Source organism: Plantactinospora sp. WMMB334 (assembly GCF_049179095.1).
In the GTDB taxonomy this organism is placed as follows: Bacteria; Actinomycetota; Actinomycetes; order Mycobacteriales; family Micromonosporaceae; genus Plantactinospora.
In genome coordinates, this window is sequence record NZ_JBMHME010000002.1 from 6,940,928 (window position 1) to 6,954,961 (window position 14,034).

Consider the following 14,034-nt stretch of genomic DNA (forward strand, 5'->3'; position numbering starts at 1 on the left):
CACCCTGATGCGACGTGCGGTCTACGAGTCTCAGTCGCCCTGCCGCTGCTGGGGGATCTGGCCCTGCAGCAGGGCACGAACCTCCGACTCACGGTAACGGCGGTGTCCGCCCAGCGTTCGAATCGCACTGAGCTTGCCCGCCTTCGCCCACCGGGTCACGGTCTTCGGGTCGACACGGAACATCGACGCGACCTCTGCCGGCGTGAGTAGCGGCTCAGGTTCATGCGTACGCGATGCCATCGGTCACTCCTCCACAGGTGCCTATAGACATCGGCCGGGGTCCCGCCGGCCGACGCGTCTCCCATGGTCCGGCTAGTCCCCGATGTCCGACATGGGCCGAACGGCCGAAGGTCCCTGGATGGACGGATGAACAATGACCGAAATATGGCCCTTTTTTATGCCAGAAAAAGACTTAACCGGACGGCCGATTGCCCCTCGTGACGTCGATATTACGAGGGGCATTCACCTGTGCGCGCTCCCACGCCGCTTCCAGCCGCATCGTTCGCTAATTGCAACGCTCCAGTAACTGGACCGCCCGCCAGCGCGCCACGAGCTTCTCGTACGCCTCCGTGGCCGCCTCGGCATCGCCCCGGGAGAGCCCGGCGAGCCCGGCGGCGACCAGCTCCGGCGAGTCGTCGCCGGCCAGCGCCTCGTCCGGCAGCAGGTCGACCAGCCCACCGTAGTCCAGCTCCACCACCGACCGGGGATGGAACTCCTCCAGCCACCGGGCGCCCTCCTCGACCGCCTCGGTGATCGGGGCGTCCCCGACCGACTTGCGCAGCACCGACAGGCCCCGCGAGGCCCGCCGCCGGGCCTTGGAGATCTCGGTCCGGTAGCGCAGCACCCGCCGGTCCGGCCGGGTGGTCAGCTCGCGCTCCTCCGGGGCGACGAAGACGAACCAGCGCAGCGGTATCCCCCAGGTGGCGATCTGCTCGTGCAGCCTCGGCACCCCGTGCTCGAGCACCCGCGCACCGCTGCGCCAGTCCTCCACCACGGCCTTGGCCTGGCCGGCGAGGACCGGCGGGACGAAGGCGTCGGCCAGCACCGGAGGCACGCCGTCCCGTGCGCTCAGCGCCGCCTCGGCGACCCGTACCCGCAGGTTCCAGGGGCAGACCAGCAGCGTGTCGTCCGCCTCCAGGACGTACGCCTCCTCGGGCAGGTCGGGCAGGCGGGTCCAGCCGGCACCCAGCGCCTCGATCACCGCCGTGCGCTGTCGTACCGGCCCCTCCAGGGGGCCCACCGCCCTGCCCTCCCGCACGTACCGGCGCCAGAAAATCTGCCGGTCCCGGTCGAAGGCGGTCAGGGGCTCGTACACCCGCAGGTAGGAAGCGAAGAGCGACGGCACGGCGCGATCCTCCCACGAAACGGAAGCCGGCCGCCGCCGGCATCTCCGACGAACCTTCGGCAACCTTCCCGCCCGCCGGTCGCGGATCCACCCGGCCGGGCGATCGCGATTAGGCTCACACCAGGCCGGCACCATCCCCCGCCGGCACGGGAGCCCCCCTCCCGCCGCATCCCACAAGGATGCCCACCTCCAGATCAGGAGCGAGACATGGACGTATTCGCCAGTACCGACGGTCCGGAATCCGACGGCCACGAGCAGGTCGTGTTCTGCCAGGACAAGCAGACCGGGCTCAGGGCGATCATCGCCATCTACTCGACCGCGCTCGGCCCCGCGCTCGGCGGCACCCGGTTCTACCCGTACGACAGCGAGGCCGAGGCGCTGCACGACGTGCTGGACCTCTCCCGTGGCATGGCATACAAGAACGCGCTGGCCGGGTTGGACCTCGGCGGCGGCAAGGCGGTCATCTGGGGCGACCCGGAGCGGATCAAGACCGAGCCGCTGCTGCGGGCGTACGGCCGCTTCGTCGAGTCGCTCAACGGCCGCTACTACACCGCCTGCGACGTCGGCACCTACGTCGCCGACATGGACGTGATCGCCCGGGAGAGCCGCTTCGTGACCGGTCGCAGTGTCGAGCACGGTGGTGCCGGCGACTCGTCCGTGCTGACCGCCTGGGGCGTCTTCCAGGGCATGCGGGCCGCCGCCGAGCACGCCTGGGGCGCACCGACCCTGGCCGGGCGCCGGGTCGGGGTGGCCGGGCTCGGCAAGGTCGGCAAGCACCTGACCGGCCACCTGATCGAAGACGGCGCCGCGGTGGTGGCGACCGACGTGAACGAGAGGGCGATCGCCTGGGCACGGCAGGCCTACCCACAGGTCGACGTGGTCGCCGACACCGAGGCTCTGATCACCTCCGACATCGACGTGTACGCGCCCTGCGCCCTCGGCGGTGCGCTGGACGACGCCACCGTGCCGGCGCTGCGCGCCTCGGTGGTGGTCGGCGCGGCCAACAACCAGCTCGCGCACCCCGGCATCGAGAAGCTGCTCGCCGACCGGGGTGTGCTCTACGCCCCGGACTACGTGGTGAACGCGGGCGGGGTCATCCAGGTGGCGGACGAGATCGAGGGTTTCAACTTCGACCGGGCCAAGCTGCGCGCGACCGGGATCTACGACACCACCAGGGAGATCCTCCGGCTGGCCGACGCCGAGGGGGTGCCTCCGGCGGTCGCCGCCGACCGGCTCGCCGAGCGACGGATGGCCGAGGTCGGCCGGCTGCGCACCATCCACCTGCGCTGAGCCGGTCCGCGCTGCCGGGGCGGGCCCCGCCGACCGGGGGTAGGGAGTCGGCCGGACCGCCTCCGTACCCCCGGCTGACCGGCGGGCCCGGCCGATTGCCGGATAATCAGGCGGAAAGCATCCTGGACAGGACCGACGGGCCGGCAGGACACAAACAAGTCACTGCCGGGCAGGGCAGGCACTCCTTACTGAGTAGGATGGGACCGACCGTCGATGTCCACGCGACGCGCGGGCACGGACGGTGGTAACCCGAGGTGCCGAACCGGGGCATCCCCATGTACCGTAAGAGCCACGAGAGATGCCTGACGTCATCGGGGCCCGCCTTCGGGCTGCCCCGAATTCTGTGCGAGGGGGTCGAGCCATGGGGCGCGGCCGTGCTAAGGCCAAGCAGACTAAGGTCGCCCGGGAGCTGAAGTATCACTCCCCGAATACCGACCTCGCCGCCTTGCAGCGAGAACTCGGCGGCAGCCGCAAGTCGGACCACGACTTCGACGACGACTACAAAGAGTATGTCGACGACGATGACGAGGACCACGACGCGGACGACGAGCCGGGCAACTGGCCGTCAAGGCGCTGACCTTCACATCTGAGCACGCGGTGTCACCGCGTGCTCACGCGTGTCCGACTACTGCGGGCCGTGCCGCCGATCGGGACGTCAACCGGTAAGGACCTACTGGGGCCGGAGACTGCCTCCGGCCCCGTCGGCGGGTCCTTACCGGTTGGCGGGAGCCCGTCAGCGGGGCCGGTTGTTCCAGTTGTAGAAGGTCGGGATGTTCTCGAAGTGGTTCCAGGCGCAGACGGCGCTGGCACCGTCCCCGGCGGTGGTCGCCTCGGCCCGGAGCCGCCGTGCCTCCGCCGCCTCGCGCAGCAGGCTGGTGAGCCCGTCCCGAGCGCCCAGGACCCGGGCGACCACCGGATCGTGCTGTCCCGCCTCGACAGGCTCAGGCGGCCGTCGGCTCGTGGTCTCGGGCATGGTCCAGAACTCCCTCTAGTAGGCGGATCTTGCTGTTACGGCAGTGGTTGGTCTCCGTACCATCAAAACGCCCGTGCTCGAAGTAGCGGTTGGCCGCGTGCCCGCCCCCGCAGAACCCGAAGTACGGGCAGCGCGCGCGACAGGCCTCCACGCCGGCCAGGAACTCGGCCACCCAGGGCGTCCGCCCGGCCGTGGCGAGAATCTCCCCCAGCGGGGTATCCAGGACGTTTCCGCTGGTGAAGTCACCGTAGTCCGGGTCGGAGAAACCTGCCAACTCGGGAGAGAGCAGCACCACCGAGCCGTCGTGGCCGATGGTCGGAATGGGGTCGAGCCGGCGGGGCAGGAGATCGTCCTCGGCTCCGTCGAGGACGGCTGCGGCGTACCGCAGCGACCATTCGATCTCGCGGACGTGGATCCGGGGGTCCCGGCGCCAGGCGGCGACCAGCTCGGCCCAGAAGCCGCTGACCAGATCGGCCGGGTGGGCGTTGCCCCGGGTGTTGACCCCCTCCGTCTCCTCGATGTTGACGCCGAGCACCTCGCAGCCGAGGTCGAGAAAATAGCCGTAGAGCTCGGTGGCGAGCCCCGGCTCCGGCCGGCTCACCACGCAGAGCGCCGAGTACGGGATGTCGTGCCGGCGCAGCGCGTCGACACCGGCCATGATCCGGTCGTACGACGGCCGGCCACCCCGGCCGACCCGCTCCCGGTTGCGTTCCCGGGGCCCGTCCACGCTGACGCTGACCCGGACCCGGTACGCCTCGAAGAACTCGCACCACGCGTCGTCGATCAGCGTGGCGTTGGTCTGCACGTGGTGCTCGACGCAGGCGTCGAAGGGGGCCAGCAGCGCCGCCAGGTGCTCCCGGCCGGCGGCGAGCGGCTCGCCCCCGTGCCAGACCACCGAGAACCGCCCCTGCCGGGCCCAGCCGTTGACCGCGTCGGCTACCGCGGCGGCCACCGGCACCGCCATCCGGCGGTTCGCCGCCCGGAGCGGCAGATAGCAGTACGCGCAGTCGAGGTTGCAGAGGGTCGTCGGCTGCATGACCACGTAGCCGGGGACCGGGGCGATCCCCCGCATCCCGGAGAACTCCTGTCGATGGAGAGCCATGGCCCCTCCTCCCCCGGTCTGGTGAAATGCCACTCAGGCTAGGTGGCGGTGACCACCCGGGTGAAGTCCTGACCAGGTATGCCGAGAATCACGGGTAGATATCGCGGATGCGGGTTTTGGGTCGCTTCGGCGGCGATACGGCGCCGACGGCGGGCAGCCGGGCGGGCCGGTTCGTCGGCCGGGTGCACGGCACCGCCGGCAACGCCCCGATCTGCGGGATGCGGGATGCGGGCCAGGGCTGCAGGGCGGCCGGGACGGTCCGGATCAGCCCCGGGTGTGCTGACCGATCATGTGCACCTCGCCGGTGCCCTCGATGATCTCGCCGGCCTGCCACGCCTCGACGCCACGGCCGGTCAGGCAGGCCAGCGCGCGGTCGGCGTCCTCGGCCGAGACGATGGCGAACATCCCGACGCCCATGTTGAAGGTGGACTCCATGTCCTGGTCCTCGATCCGGCCCTTCGACTGCACCAGGTCGAAGATCGGCTGCGGCCGCCAGGTCGCCCGGTCGACCACGGCGTCGACGTGGTCGGGGAGCACCCGGACCAGGTTGCCGGGGATGCCGCCGCCGGTGACGTGCGCCAGGGCGCGCACGTCGGCCTCGGCGATCAGCTTGAGGCAGTCCTGCGCGTAGATCTTGGTGGGGGTCAGCAGCTCCTCGCCGAGGGTGCGCTGCTTGCCGAAGTCCTCGATCACGCTGTCCAGCCGCATCCGGCCGGCGCCGAGCAGCACGTGCCGGACCAGGGAGTAGCCGTTGGAGTGCAGGCCGGAGGAGCCCATCGCGATCACGACGTCACCGACCTCGACCCGCTCCGGGCGGAGGATCTCGCTCTCCTCCACCACGCCGACGCCGGTGGCCGAGACGTCGTACTCGTGCGGGCGGAGCACGCCGGGGTGCTCGGCGGTCTCGCCGCCCAGCAGCGCGCAGCCGGCGTACCGGCAGCCGTCGGCGATGCCGGCGCCGATCTCGGCGACCTTGTCCGGCACCACCTCGCCGCAGGCGATGTAGTCGAGCAGGAAGAGCGGCTCGGCGCCGCAGGCGACCAGGTCGTCCACGACCATCGCCACCAGGTCGATGCCGACCGTGTCGTGGATGTCCATCTGCTGCGCGATGACCAGCTTGGTGCCGACCCCGTCGGTGGACGAGGCGAGGATCGGGTTGCGGTATTTCTGCACGTCGAGCCGGAACAGGCCGGCGAAACCGCCGATGTCGCCCATCACCTCGGGGCGCCGGGTGCCCTGCACCTTGGGCCGGAGCAGCTCGACCGCGCGGTCACCGGCCTGGATCGAGACGCCGGCGTCCGCGTACGACACGGTGCGCTTGCGGCTGGACCGCCCCGTCCCCGCCGTCCAGGGCTGATGGGTGCCAGCCGGGCCGCTTCCTGCACCACTGCGCTCGGTCACGTGCGTCACGGTTCTCCCCTTAGTGGTTCTCGCGGCTGGCCGCGTCGGTAGCGGTCGAGGATCGCTCGACTGTCGTGCTCGCCCGGCCGGATGGTCCCGGTCGGGCCGGTCCTGGTCGCCAGCGGCGCCGCCCATCAGCCGCGCCCGGCGTGGTGCCTACGCGTGCGACGGCACGTCGCCGCCGCTGGTACTGCCGACGAAGGGCTGACCGCCGGTGCCACGAGTGGCGGCCTGGACCGCCTCCTCCGCCCCGGCGCCGGCGACCCGGCGGTCGACTCCTTCGAGTACGTGCTTGCCGATCAGGTTCCCCGCCGGCAGCTCGATCGGGTATTCGCCGTCGAAGCAGGCGCGGCAGAGTCGGGTCTTCGGCTGTTCGGTGGCGGCGACGAGACCGGCCAGGGAGACGTACCCCAGGGTGTCGGCCCCGATCGACCGCCGGATGCCCTCGTTGTCGAGCCCGTTGGCGAGCAGCTCCGCCCGGGTGGCGAAGTCGATGCCGTAGAAGCAGGGCCAGTTGACCGGCGGCGAGGAGATCCGGACGTGTACCTCCAGCGCACCGGCCTCGCGCAGCATCCGGACGATCGCCCGCTGGGTGTTGCCGCGCACGATCGAGTCGTCGACCACGACCAGGCGCCTGCCCCGGACGTTCTCCCGCAGCGGGTTGAGCTTGAGCCGGATGCCGAGCTGGCGGAGCGTCTGCGACGGCTGGATGAAGGTGCGTCCGACGTACGGGTTCTTCATCAGGCCGGCGCCGTAGGTGATGCCGGACTCCTCGGCGTAGCCGATCGCGGCCGGGGTGCCGGACTCGGGAACCGGGATCACCAGATCGGCCTCGACCGGGTGTTCCCGGGCGAGCTGCCGGCCGATGGCGACCCTGGCGGCATGGATGTTGCGGCCGGCGATCGTGGTGTCCGGCCGGGCGATGTAGACGTATTCGAAGAGGCAGCCCTTCGGCTCCGGCGCGGCGAACCGGGCCGACCGCAGGCCGTGCTCGTCGACGGCGATCAGCTCGCCGGGCTCGACCTCCCGGACCACGCTCGCCCCGACGATGTCCAGCGCGGCGGTCTCGCTCGCCACCACCCAGCCGCGCTCGAGCCGGCCGAGCACGAGCGGTCGCACCCCGTGCGCGTCACGGGCGGCGTAGAGGGTGGTCTCGTCCATGAAGACGAAGCTGAACGCGCCGCGCAGCGTCGGCAGCACCTCCAGCGCGGCGGCCTCCACCGACAGGTCGGGCCGGCTGGCCAGCAGCGTGGTCACCAGCGCGGTGTCGGAGGTCGAGCCGTCGGAGTCCATGCCCCGCTCGATCGCGTCCCGGGCCAGCTCGGCGGTGTTGACCAGGTTGCCGTTGTGCGCCAGCGCGATCGTGGTGCCGGCCGAGTTTGCCCGGATGGTCGGCTGGGCGTTTTCCCAGGTCGAGCCGCCGGTCGTGGAGTATCGGGTGTGCCCGATCGCCAGGTGGCCGCGCAGGCTCGCCAGCGTCGGCTCGTCGAAGACCTGGGCGACCAGGCCGAGATCCTTGTAGACCACCACGCCCGACCCGTCGCTGACGGCGATGCCGGCAGCCTCCTGACCACGGTGCTGGAGTGCGTAGAGACCGAAGTAGGTGAGCTTCGCCACCTCTTCGCCCGGAGCCCAGACTCCGAACACGCCGCACTCGTCCTGCGGGCCGGGTCGTTGGGGGTCGAGGTCATGGCTCAACCGGCCGTCGCCTCGGGGCACCTGCCGCTCCCTCTGATCTGCTCGGACTCGCCTGTCGCGCGGGTGTTGTCGGAGAACCGTCGACCCAGACAGTGTACGCGAACCGGAGCCGATACAGAGAGCCACGCAATGGCCCCCGTAAGTGACAGATGGTGATGGAAGAGTCAGTTAAAGAGGCAGGTAAGCGGAGATATCGGAACGAATGCCGCTCGTCTCCACCAGGTCCTGGGCGACCGCCTCCGGCCACGACGTCCGCCCGGTCGCCAGCCTGATCCAGGTCACCGGTCCCATCTCCACCAGGTTCGGCGGAGTGCCACGGGTGTGTCGCGGCCCGGCACCGCACTGGACCGCGCCGTAGGGTGGGACCCGGACCTCCACCGCCCGCCCCGGTGCACGGCGCGCCAGCTCGCCCAGCAGGGCGCGGACGGCGTCCCGCAGGGTCGTCCGATCCGGCGTACGACCGGCGTCGAGGTCCGCCAGCGCGGCCGTGACCGCTGCGGACTTATTGTGCGGAGAGGACACGTCGGGACGATACGACCCGGCTTCGTGGCATTTTTCGCCGCCCCTGGGTCGCGCTCGTCCGGTCGGACAAGGCATAGTTGCCGACGGTGTAGTCGTATGGGTTGATCCTCGGCCGGCGACAGGTCGGCGGCGGAGCCCCTGGAAGGCGGTGGACGTGACAGCACACCGACGCGCCTGGATTTCCCGGGCCGGTGTGGTCGTGGCGCTGGCAGCCAGCGCACTATTCGCACTCCCCACCACACCAGCCGTGGCCGACGACCCGACGGTCACCATCACCGGGGTGAACGCCAGCCTCACCTCCGGGCAGACCACCACGCTCAGCTTCAACGTCAAGAACAACAACGGCGGAGTGCTGGGCGGGGACACCTCGTTCAACATCGTCGTGCGCAGCGGCATCAACGAGTTGCAGTGCCAGGGGCGCTGCGACTTCACCGACACCATCGACCTGGGCGCGACGAAGTCATACAGTGTGACGCTCCGCGCCGGGAACGTTCCGGCCGGGCAGAACCGGTCGGGCAATGTCACGATCACCGCCGAGGTCGGTGACGACAGCGCCTCCGCCCAGCGCAACATCACGGTGCGCGGCCCGGAGCCGCCGCCGGAGGTGCAGACCGTCGCCGAGGTCTCGGGGCGGGTCACCGACGAGAGCAGCGGCGACGGGATCTCCGGCGCCAGCATCCGGCTCACCGACGGGAAGGGCCGGGACTTCAACGCCACCACGAGCGGCAGCGGCAGCTACCGGTTCACCGGGTCGCAGAGCCGGGACATCGCCCCCGGAAGGCTCCAGATCCGGGCCACCAAGGACGGCATCACCGACACCATCAGCGTCAACGGTGGCAACGGCGCCCGCCTGAACAACCAGGACATCCAGCTCAGCCTGGCCGGCGCGCCGACCGCCACCCCGGACGCCTCCGCGGAGCCGACCGAGGAGGCCGGCGCCGAGGAGGAGCCGACCGAGGAGGCCGGCGCCGAGGAGAGCGAGCAGGCAGCCCAGGACCCGGCCGCCAACGAGGACTCCGGCGGCGGGCTCGGCTCGTGGGTGCTGATCCTCGCCGGCGGCCTGCTGGTGGCGCTCGGTGTCGGCGCGATCGTGCTGCTGCTGATGCGGCGCAAGGAAGACGACGGCGAGGACGACGAGGACGGTCCGGGGCCACGCACCGCCGCCGCGCGCGGCGGCGGTTACCGGGGCGACGACGACGCCACCCGGATCACGCCCCGGGCCGGAGCGGGCGCCGACCCGACCATGGTCGGCGGGGGCAACCTGGCCGACGCGCCGACCATGATGCACAGCGCCCCACTTGTCGACGACGAGTTCCCCGATCCGTACGGTGCGCCGCTGCCCGGGCCGCAGACGGCCGGTTACGGCGCCGGGCAGCAGCAGGGCTGGGGCGGCAACGGCTACGGCGACCGCCCCGGTTCCGGTGCCGGCGCGTACGGCAACATGCCCGCCTCGGGCGCCGGCTACGGCGGGCCCACCTCCGGTGCCGGCTACGGCAACGCGCCCGGTTCGGGTGCGGGTGGCTACGGCAACGCACCGGGCTCGGGCGCCGGCTACGGCGCGCCGGTCTCCGGCGCCGGCTACCCACCGCACAACGGGGCCGACGGCTACGAGCGCGGCGGCTACGACGAGCCGACCGGGCGCTACACCGGCCGGGGCGGCGCCGACGACTACGGCCCGGCGGCGGACCCGTACGAGACCGGGGCCTACGGCGCGTCGCCCGGCGCCGGTCGCGGCGGCTACGAGCCCACCCAGCAGTATGGCCGGGACGACGACGGCGGCGGCTACGACGCCGCAGGCGGCTACGGCGGCCGGGGCGGTTACGACGACGAGCCCCGCACCGGCGGCGGCTACGACCGGGCCGACGACGGCTACGGCTACGACGACCGGGCCGGCGGCTACGACCAGCAGCAGGGCTACGACGCGGGCCGGGGCGGCTACGACCAGCCGAGCGCGGGTGGGGGCTACGAGCCGAGGCGCGGTAGCTACGACGACCAGAACAGCTACGACGACCGGGGCGGCTACGACCAGCAGCACGGCGGTGGCGGCGGCTACTACGACGACGCACCGCAGGCCGGGCACAGCCGGTCGGGCGCGCCGCAGCAGCCCAGCCGTTCGGAACGCCGCTCCCTCGACTGGCTCGACGACTGAGACAGGTCGCTCGTCCCGACCATCGTCCGGGCGAGCGAGGTGCACGTGGTACACCGGCAGGGGCCGGGTTCGCCGTCGCGAACCCGGCCCCTGTCGCCTTCCCACGTTCGACGCCCGGCGCCGGTCGCCGCCGCCGTTCCGGCGGGATTCCACACCGCGTTTCAGCGGCGCCGGGGCACCCAGTAGAGGATCTGGCCGACGATCAGCGCCGGGTGCTGGTGCGGGAGCGCCTCAAGCGCTCGTTGCAGGTGTACGGCGAGGTACATCATCAGCCCCACCCGGTCACCCTTGAAGCCGACCAGCAGCGCCAGACGTGCGGGTCCGCAGGGCCACGGATCGCCGCAGTACCGGCAGCCGTAGGTCTCCGTCGGCATGTGCCGACCGACCGGGTGGCGGCGCCGCGCCGCGCGTTCGGCGCGAGCCCAGCGCGCCCACGGCCCGATCACGGTCTACACCCGTTCGGCGTGCCGGGCGCGATGCTGCTGCACGGGGGCCAGGTGACCAGCGCGCCCGCCGCGCAGCGCGGGATAGCTGCGGGTCGGACCGTTCCAGCCGTCGCGCCGGTGACGACGCGTGGGGCGGGGCACAGGCGGGGACGTCGGTTCCTCGTACCGCTGCGCGGCGGCCTCCCGGGCGATCCTGGCCTCGGTCGCGGCCCCACGGACCGCGCGACGGAACTCGGCGCGGGTCAGCGGCGGGACCCTCGGTGCGTAGGGCATGGGCACCAGCTCGGCCCCGTCCGGGCAGGGCCACCGCCAGCCGCACCGGCAGTACCGCCAGAGACGGCGCCAGTCGCGTCGGTGCCGAGGTCTGTCCCTGCGTGATCGTCTCATCTCTTGCCCTTCCAGTCCCGCAAACAAATAGAGCGGCCGCGAAGATCCGCCCCGATGGCGGGTCGTCTTGGCAGCGCCGCTGTTATGGCTCCTCCGCCTGATTCCACCCTGGACTGTGACGGCACGGTGACGGAAGATTGCGGCAGGGCAGTAGCAGGCTACAAGCAGGCAGAAGGGCCAGTAGTGGCCCACACCCGGACGGGAGGCGTAGTTGGCCGACACAAACGAGTTCCGCCACCTGTTGCGAAAGCTTCGAACGGAACACGGGATGTCCCAGGATGCACTGGGCGCAGAAGTTCATATCAGTGGCTCTCAGATCGGCCACTATGAGTCGGGCCGGAGCGTCCCCGTCGACGGCATGGCCGGACGATTGGATCAGGCGCTTGGAGCCGGAGGCGAACTTCGGTCCGCAGCCGACCGATCCCGGGGCGAAGCTGTTGCTCCGTGGCTACGCCCATGGGCGGACAACGAAAGTCGCGCGATCGCACTCCGTACATTCGAGCATTCCGTCATACCCGGATTGCTCCAGACCGAGGCGTACGCGCGGGCAATCATCGGAGTCGGGGAGCACACTCCTGAGCAGATCGAGGAGGCCGTCAGGATCCGGCTGGCACGGCAAGCCATGGTGCTTGACCGGCCTGATCCGGCCATCCTGACAGCGATCGTCGGAGAGGGAGCCCTTTGCCCCCGGGGTACGATCATGAAGGCTCAGCTTGAGCATCTTGTGGACCTCGGATGCCGCCCAAACGTCCACGTGCGGGTGGTGCCCTTCTCCGCCGGACTTCATCCCGGGATGGCAGGCGCATTCGCCGTGGCTACCCTGCCCGACGGGACCACGGTGGTCTACCTCGATGCCCTCGGGGAGGGTGTCGTGGGTTCGCACATGCGAGACGTGCGGCACGCCGTCGTCGCCTGGGAGTCGGTCAACGCGCGAGCGCTACCCTGTGACATGTCCCGCGACCTCATCTTGAAAGCGATCGATGATCATGATGCCGAAGTGGCGTAAGTCGTCCCGCAGCAGCAGCAACGCCGGTAACTGCGTTGAGGTTGCCGACAACCTGCCCGGTCGGGTGTTGGTCCGGGACACCAAGGACCGGGCCGGGGGAACTCTGACCTTCGGCCCGGTCGCATGGCGGTCGTTCGTCAATCTGGCGAAGACGCACGGCTGACGAGGATTCACGCCCTTACGTGCGGCAACCCGGTCGGGCACCCGGGGTGGCCTGCCGCCACTCGGGGTGCGCCCTCCGAGCACCCGCGCATACGGTGGGTAACCCCGACCTGGCTCATTCCAGGCGTGCCGGGTGCCGACACGCGCACCGGCCGCCCGGCCGCCCCTCTAGCTCCCACCATGTGGAACGACCTTCAGGAATCTTGGTAAACGATGGTTCGTGGCGAACCATAACTTTCCGAAGATCTTGGGGCTTGCCGCGTCACTACGGCCGCTGCCGACCGGGGCGGCAGCGGAAGTCCGCACCGCGCTACCGGATGTGACGGACAGTAACATCATCGCCTGCACCGCCCGGATGGTCGCCGCTCAGGCCGGTGAGTAGACACCGTTGCGGAGCACCGGCACCACGTCCGAGACGCCGACCTGGACCGCGATCTCGACGTCCTGCCCGAAACCCCGGGTGGTGAGTTCCCGCCCCGAGACGCTGCCCCGGACCGCGGCCGGCACGTCCGGCACGCTGTTCAGCACGGCCAGCGCAAGCGCCGCCTCGACCGAGAGCCCACCGGACACGGTGGAGAGTGCGTCCAGGACGGCCGCCGCACCGAGCTGATCCTCGACGGCGGGCCGGAGGCTGTCGTCCGGCCAGCGTTCACCCGCCGCCACGACCCCGATCGGCGCACTGGTCGAGCCGTACCCCTGGTCGAGGAGCCAGCGCCCGACGGCGCGGGCGTTGCGCAGGCAGGCCGCCACCACCGTCAGCCCGGTGGCGCTGGCGGCGGCACTGATCGCCGAGCCGTTCGGGGAGGGCAGCACCAGCTCCGGTACGACGGGTGCGGCGTGCAGGGCGGCCGGCGAGAGCGACCATGGATGCTCGCGCGTCACGTCGCGGCGGCCGACTGCGGCGACCGCGCCCATCCGGGCGGCGTACTCGGCCGCCTGGGCACCCCAGGGGAAGGGATGCACCCGCATCCCCCGGGCGACGGCCACCTCGACGGAGGTGGTGAAGGAGAGCACGTCGACGACGACCAGCACCGCGCAGACCCGGCTCAGCTCGGCCGCGCCGGCCAGTCCCCAGTCGAGTCTGGCCCCGCTTCCGGGCTGGGCATGGACCGACTCGGCCCGCTGACCAGAGCCACCCGACCCGCCCGAGGATCCGTCCACTTCAGTCACGATGCGGTTCCTCCACCAGGGACACACCGCAGCGCCGCGCGGTCGCGTCAACCCGTCGAGCGCTCCCCGGCATCCGCCCGGGCCGGATCCTGCTCCCCCCGGGCCGGATCCTGCTCCGCCCGGGCCGGATCCTGCTCCGCCTCGGCGGCGGTATCCGGCGCGCCGTCGGCCACCGCAGCAGCATCAGCCGGCGCAGTGTCGGCCACCGCAGCATCAGCCGGCGCAGTGTCGGCCGCAGCGGGCGGGGCGGCCGGAGTAGCGTCTGCCGGAGCCGCGTCCGCCGGAGCGGTACCGGGTCCGGAAGGGGCGGCCTCCGTCTCGGCGGCCGGTGCAAGGCTGGACGGGTCGGCGGCGCTCGGCCCGGTCACCGGTTCGACGGCCGA

General features: G+C 71.4%; 15 protein-coding genes. 5 read left to right on the forward strand and 10 right to left on the reverse strand.

Going from position 1 to position 14,034, the window contains the following annotated elements:
- Positions 1–30: 30 nt before the first annotated feature.
- Together ACN27G_RS30140 and ACN27G_RS30145 are read right to left on the reverse strand one after the other, a co-directional pair.
- The gene (locus ACN27G_RS30140) at positions 31–240 is read right to left on the reverse strand and encodes a BldC family transcriptional regulator (RefSeq protein WP_007073996.1); all 210 of its coding nucleotides are present in this window, start codon (positions 238–240) and stop codon (positions 31–33) included.
- Positions 241–505: 265 nt separating this feature from the next.
- The gene (locus tag ACN27G_RS30145) at positions 506–1,345 is read right to left on the reverse strand and encodes a hypothetical protein (RefSeq protein WP_421496073.1); all 840 of its coding nucleotides are present in this window, start codon (positions 1,343–1,345) and stop codon (positions 506–508) included.
- A 207-nt stretch (positions 1,346–1,552) separates the two neighbouring features.
- Between ACN27G_RS30145 and ACN27G_RS30150 the strand changes: the two genes are divergently transcribed.
- Both ACN27G_RS30150 and ACN27G_RS30155 read left to right on the forward strand, forming a co-directional pair.
- Positions 1,553–2,635, forward strand: coding sequence for a Glu/Leu/Phe/Val family dehydrogenase (locus ACN27G_RS30150; RefSeq protein ID WP_421496074.1), 1,083 nt, complete (start codon positions 1,553–1,555; stop codon positions 2,633–2,635).
- A 361-nt stretch (positions 2,636–2,996) separates the two neighbouring features.
- A complete protein-coding gene (locus tag ACN27G_RS30155) occupies positions 2,997–3,212 on the forward strand; it encodes a DUF3073 domain-containing protein (RefSeq protein WP_421496075.1) in 216 nt (71 codons plus the stop codon).
- A gap of 156 nt (positions 3,213–3,368) precedes the next feature.
- Here the strand turns inward: ACN27G_RS30155 and amcA are convergent, their stop codons facing one another.
- The 5 genes from amcA to ACN27G_RS30180 form a co-directional block, all read right to left on the reverse strand.
- Positions 3,369–3,608 carry a multiple cyclophane-containing RiPP AmcA gene (gene amcA, locus ACN27G_RS30160; RefSeq protein WP_421496076.1) on the reverse strand — a complete coding sequence of 80 codons (240 nt, stop codon included), beginning with the start codon at positions 3,606–3,608 and terminating at the stop codon, positions 3,369–3,371.
- Positions 3,577–4,680, reverse strand: coding sequence for a cyclophane-forming radical SAM peptide maturase AmcB (amcB, locus tag ACN27G_RS30165; RefSeq protein ID WP_421497508.1), 1,104 nt, complete (start codon positions 4,678–4,680; stop codon positions 3,577–3,579). Before amcB ends, amcA begins: the two co-directional genes overlap by 32 nt.
- 294 nt (positions 4,681–4,974) lie before the next feature.
- A complete protein-coding gene (purM, locus tag ACN27G_RS30170; protein ID WP_421496077.1) occupies positions 4,975–6,120 on the reverse strand; it encodes a phosphoribosylformylglycinamidine cyclo-ligase in 1,146 nt (381 codons plus the stop codon).
- 147 nt (positions 6,121–6,267) lie between these two features.
- On the reverse strand, positions 6,268–7,830 hold the full coding sequence (gene purF / locus ACN27G_RS30175) for an amidophosphoribosyltransferase (RefSeq protein ID WP_421496078.1): 1,563 nt from the start codon (positions 7,828–7,830) through the stop codon (positions 6,268–6,270).
- A 147-nt stretch (positions 7,831–7,977) separates the two neighbouring features.
- Positions 7,978–8,331: a sterol carrier family protein gene (locus ACN27G_RS30180; protein ID WP_421496079.1), complete on the reverse strand. Its 354-nt coding sequence runs from the start codon at positions 8,329–8,331 to the stop codon at positions 7,978–7,980.
- A 154-nt stretch (positions 8,332–8,485) separates the two neighbouring features.
- On the opposite strand from ACN27G_RS30180, the gene ACN27G_RS30185 reads away from it, so the two are divergent.
- Complete coding sequence (locus ACN27G_RS30185; protein WP_421496080.1) at positions 8,486–10,480, forward strand: carboxypeptidase regulatory-like domain-containing protein; 1,995 nt, start codon at positions 8,486–8,488, stop codon at positions 10,478–10,480.
- Between the two features lie 161 nt (positions 10,481–10,641).
- Here ACN27G_RS30185 and ACN27G_RS30190 read toward each other — a convergent pair whose 3' ends face one another.
- Together ACN27G_RS30190 and ACN27G_RS30195 are read right to left on the reverse strand one after the other, a co-directional pair.
- Positions 10,642–10,854: a flavin reductase gene (locus tag ACN27G_RS30190; protein ID WP_421496081.1), complete on the reverse strand. Its 213-nt coding sequence runs from the start codon at positions 10,852–10,854 to the stop codon at positions 10,642–10,644.
- A gap of 75 nt (positions 10,855–10,929) precedes the next feature.
- Positions 10,930–11,199: a hypothetical protein gene (locus ACN27G_RS30195; protein ID WP_421496082.1), complete on the reverse strand. Its 270-nt coding sequence runs from the start codon at positions 11,197–11,199 to the stop codon at positions 10,930–10,932.
- A gap of 325 nt (positions 11,200–11,524) precedes the next feature.
- On the opposite strand from ACN27G_RS30195, the gene ACN27G_RS30200 reads away from it, so the two are divergent.
- Both ACN27G_RS30200 and ACN27G_RS30205 read left to right on the forward strand, forming a co-directional pair.
- Positions 11,525–12,319, forward strand: a complete 795-nt coding sequence (locus ACN27G_RS30200) for a helix-turn-helix domain-containing protein (protein WP_421496083.1) — start codon at positions 11,525–11,527, stop codon at positions 12,317–12,319.
- The gene (locus tag ACN27G_RS30205) at positions 12,303–12,482 is read left to right on the forward strand and encodes a DUF397 domain-containing protein (protein ID WP_421496084.1); all 180 of its coding nucleotides are present in this window, start codon (positions 12,303–12,305) and stop codon (positions 12,480–12,482) included. The genes ACN27G_RS30200 and ACN27G_RS30205 overlap by 17 nt, the downstream gene beginning before the upstream one ends.
- Positions 12,483–12,847: 365 nt before the next feature.
- Here the strand turns inward: ACN27G_RS30205 and ACN27G_RS30210 are convergent, their stop codons facing one another.
- Positions 12,848–13,642 (reverse strand): 2-phosphosulfolactate phosphatase, encoded by a 795-nt coding sequence (locus tag ACN27G_RS30210; RefSeq protein ID WP_421497509.1) that lies wholly within the window; start codon positions 13,640–13,642, stop codon positions 12,848–12,850.
- Positions 13,643–14,034: the final 392 nt, after the last annotated feature.

Excerpts from the sequence above, each read along its gene's own strand:
- ACN27G_RS30140 (WP_007073996.1), bottom strand. The coding sequence starts at position 240 with ATGGCATCGCGTACGCATGAACCTGAGCCGCTACTCACGCCGGCAGAG.
- ACN27G_RS30150 (WP_421496074.1), top strand. The coding sequence starts at position 1,553 with ATGGACGTATTCGCCAGTACCGACGGTCCGGAATCCGACGGCCACGAG.
- ACN27G_RS30155 (WP_421496075.1), top strand. The coding sequence starts at position 2,997 with ATGGGGCGCGGCCGTGCTAAGGCCAAGCAGACTAAGGTCGCCCGGGAG.
- amcA (WP_421496076.1), bottom strand. The coding sequence starts at position 3,608 with ATGCCCGAGACCACGAGCCGACGGCCGCCTGAGCCTGTCGAGGCGGGA.
- amcB (WP_421497508.1), bottom strand. The coding sequence starts at position 4,680 with ATGCGGGGGATCGCCCCGGTCCCCGGCTACGTGGTCATGCAGCCGACG.
- ACN27G_RS30190 (WP_421496081.1), bottom strand. The coding sequence starts at position 10,854 with ATGCCGACGGAGACCTACGGCTGCCGGTACTGCGGCGATCCGTGGCCC.
- ACN27G_RS30195 (WP_421496082.1), bottom strand. The coding sequence starts at position 11,199 with ATGCCCTACGCACCGAGGGTCCCGCCGCTGACCCGCGCCGAGTTCCGT.
- ACN27G_RS30205 (WP_421496084.1), top strand. The coding sequence starts at position 12,303 with ATGCCGAAGTGGCGTAAGTCGTCCCGCAGCAGCAGCAACGCCGGTAAC.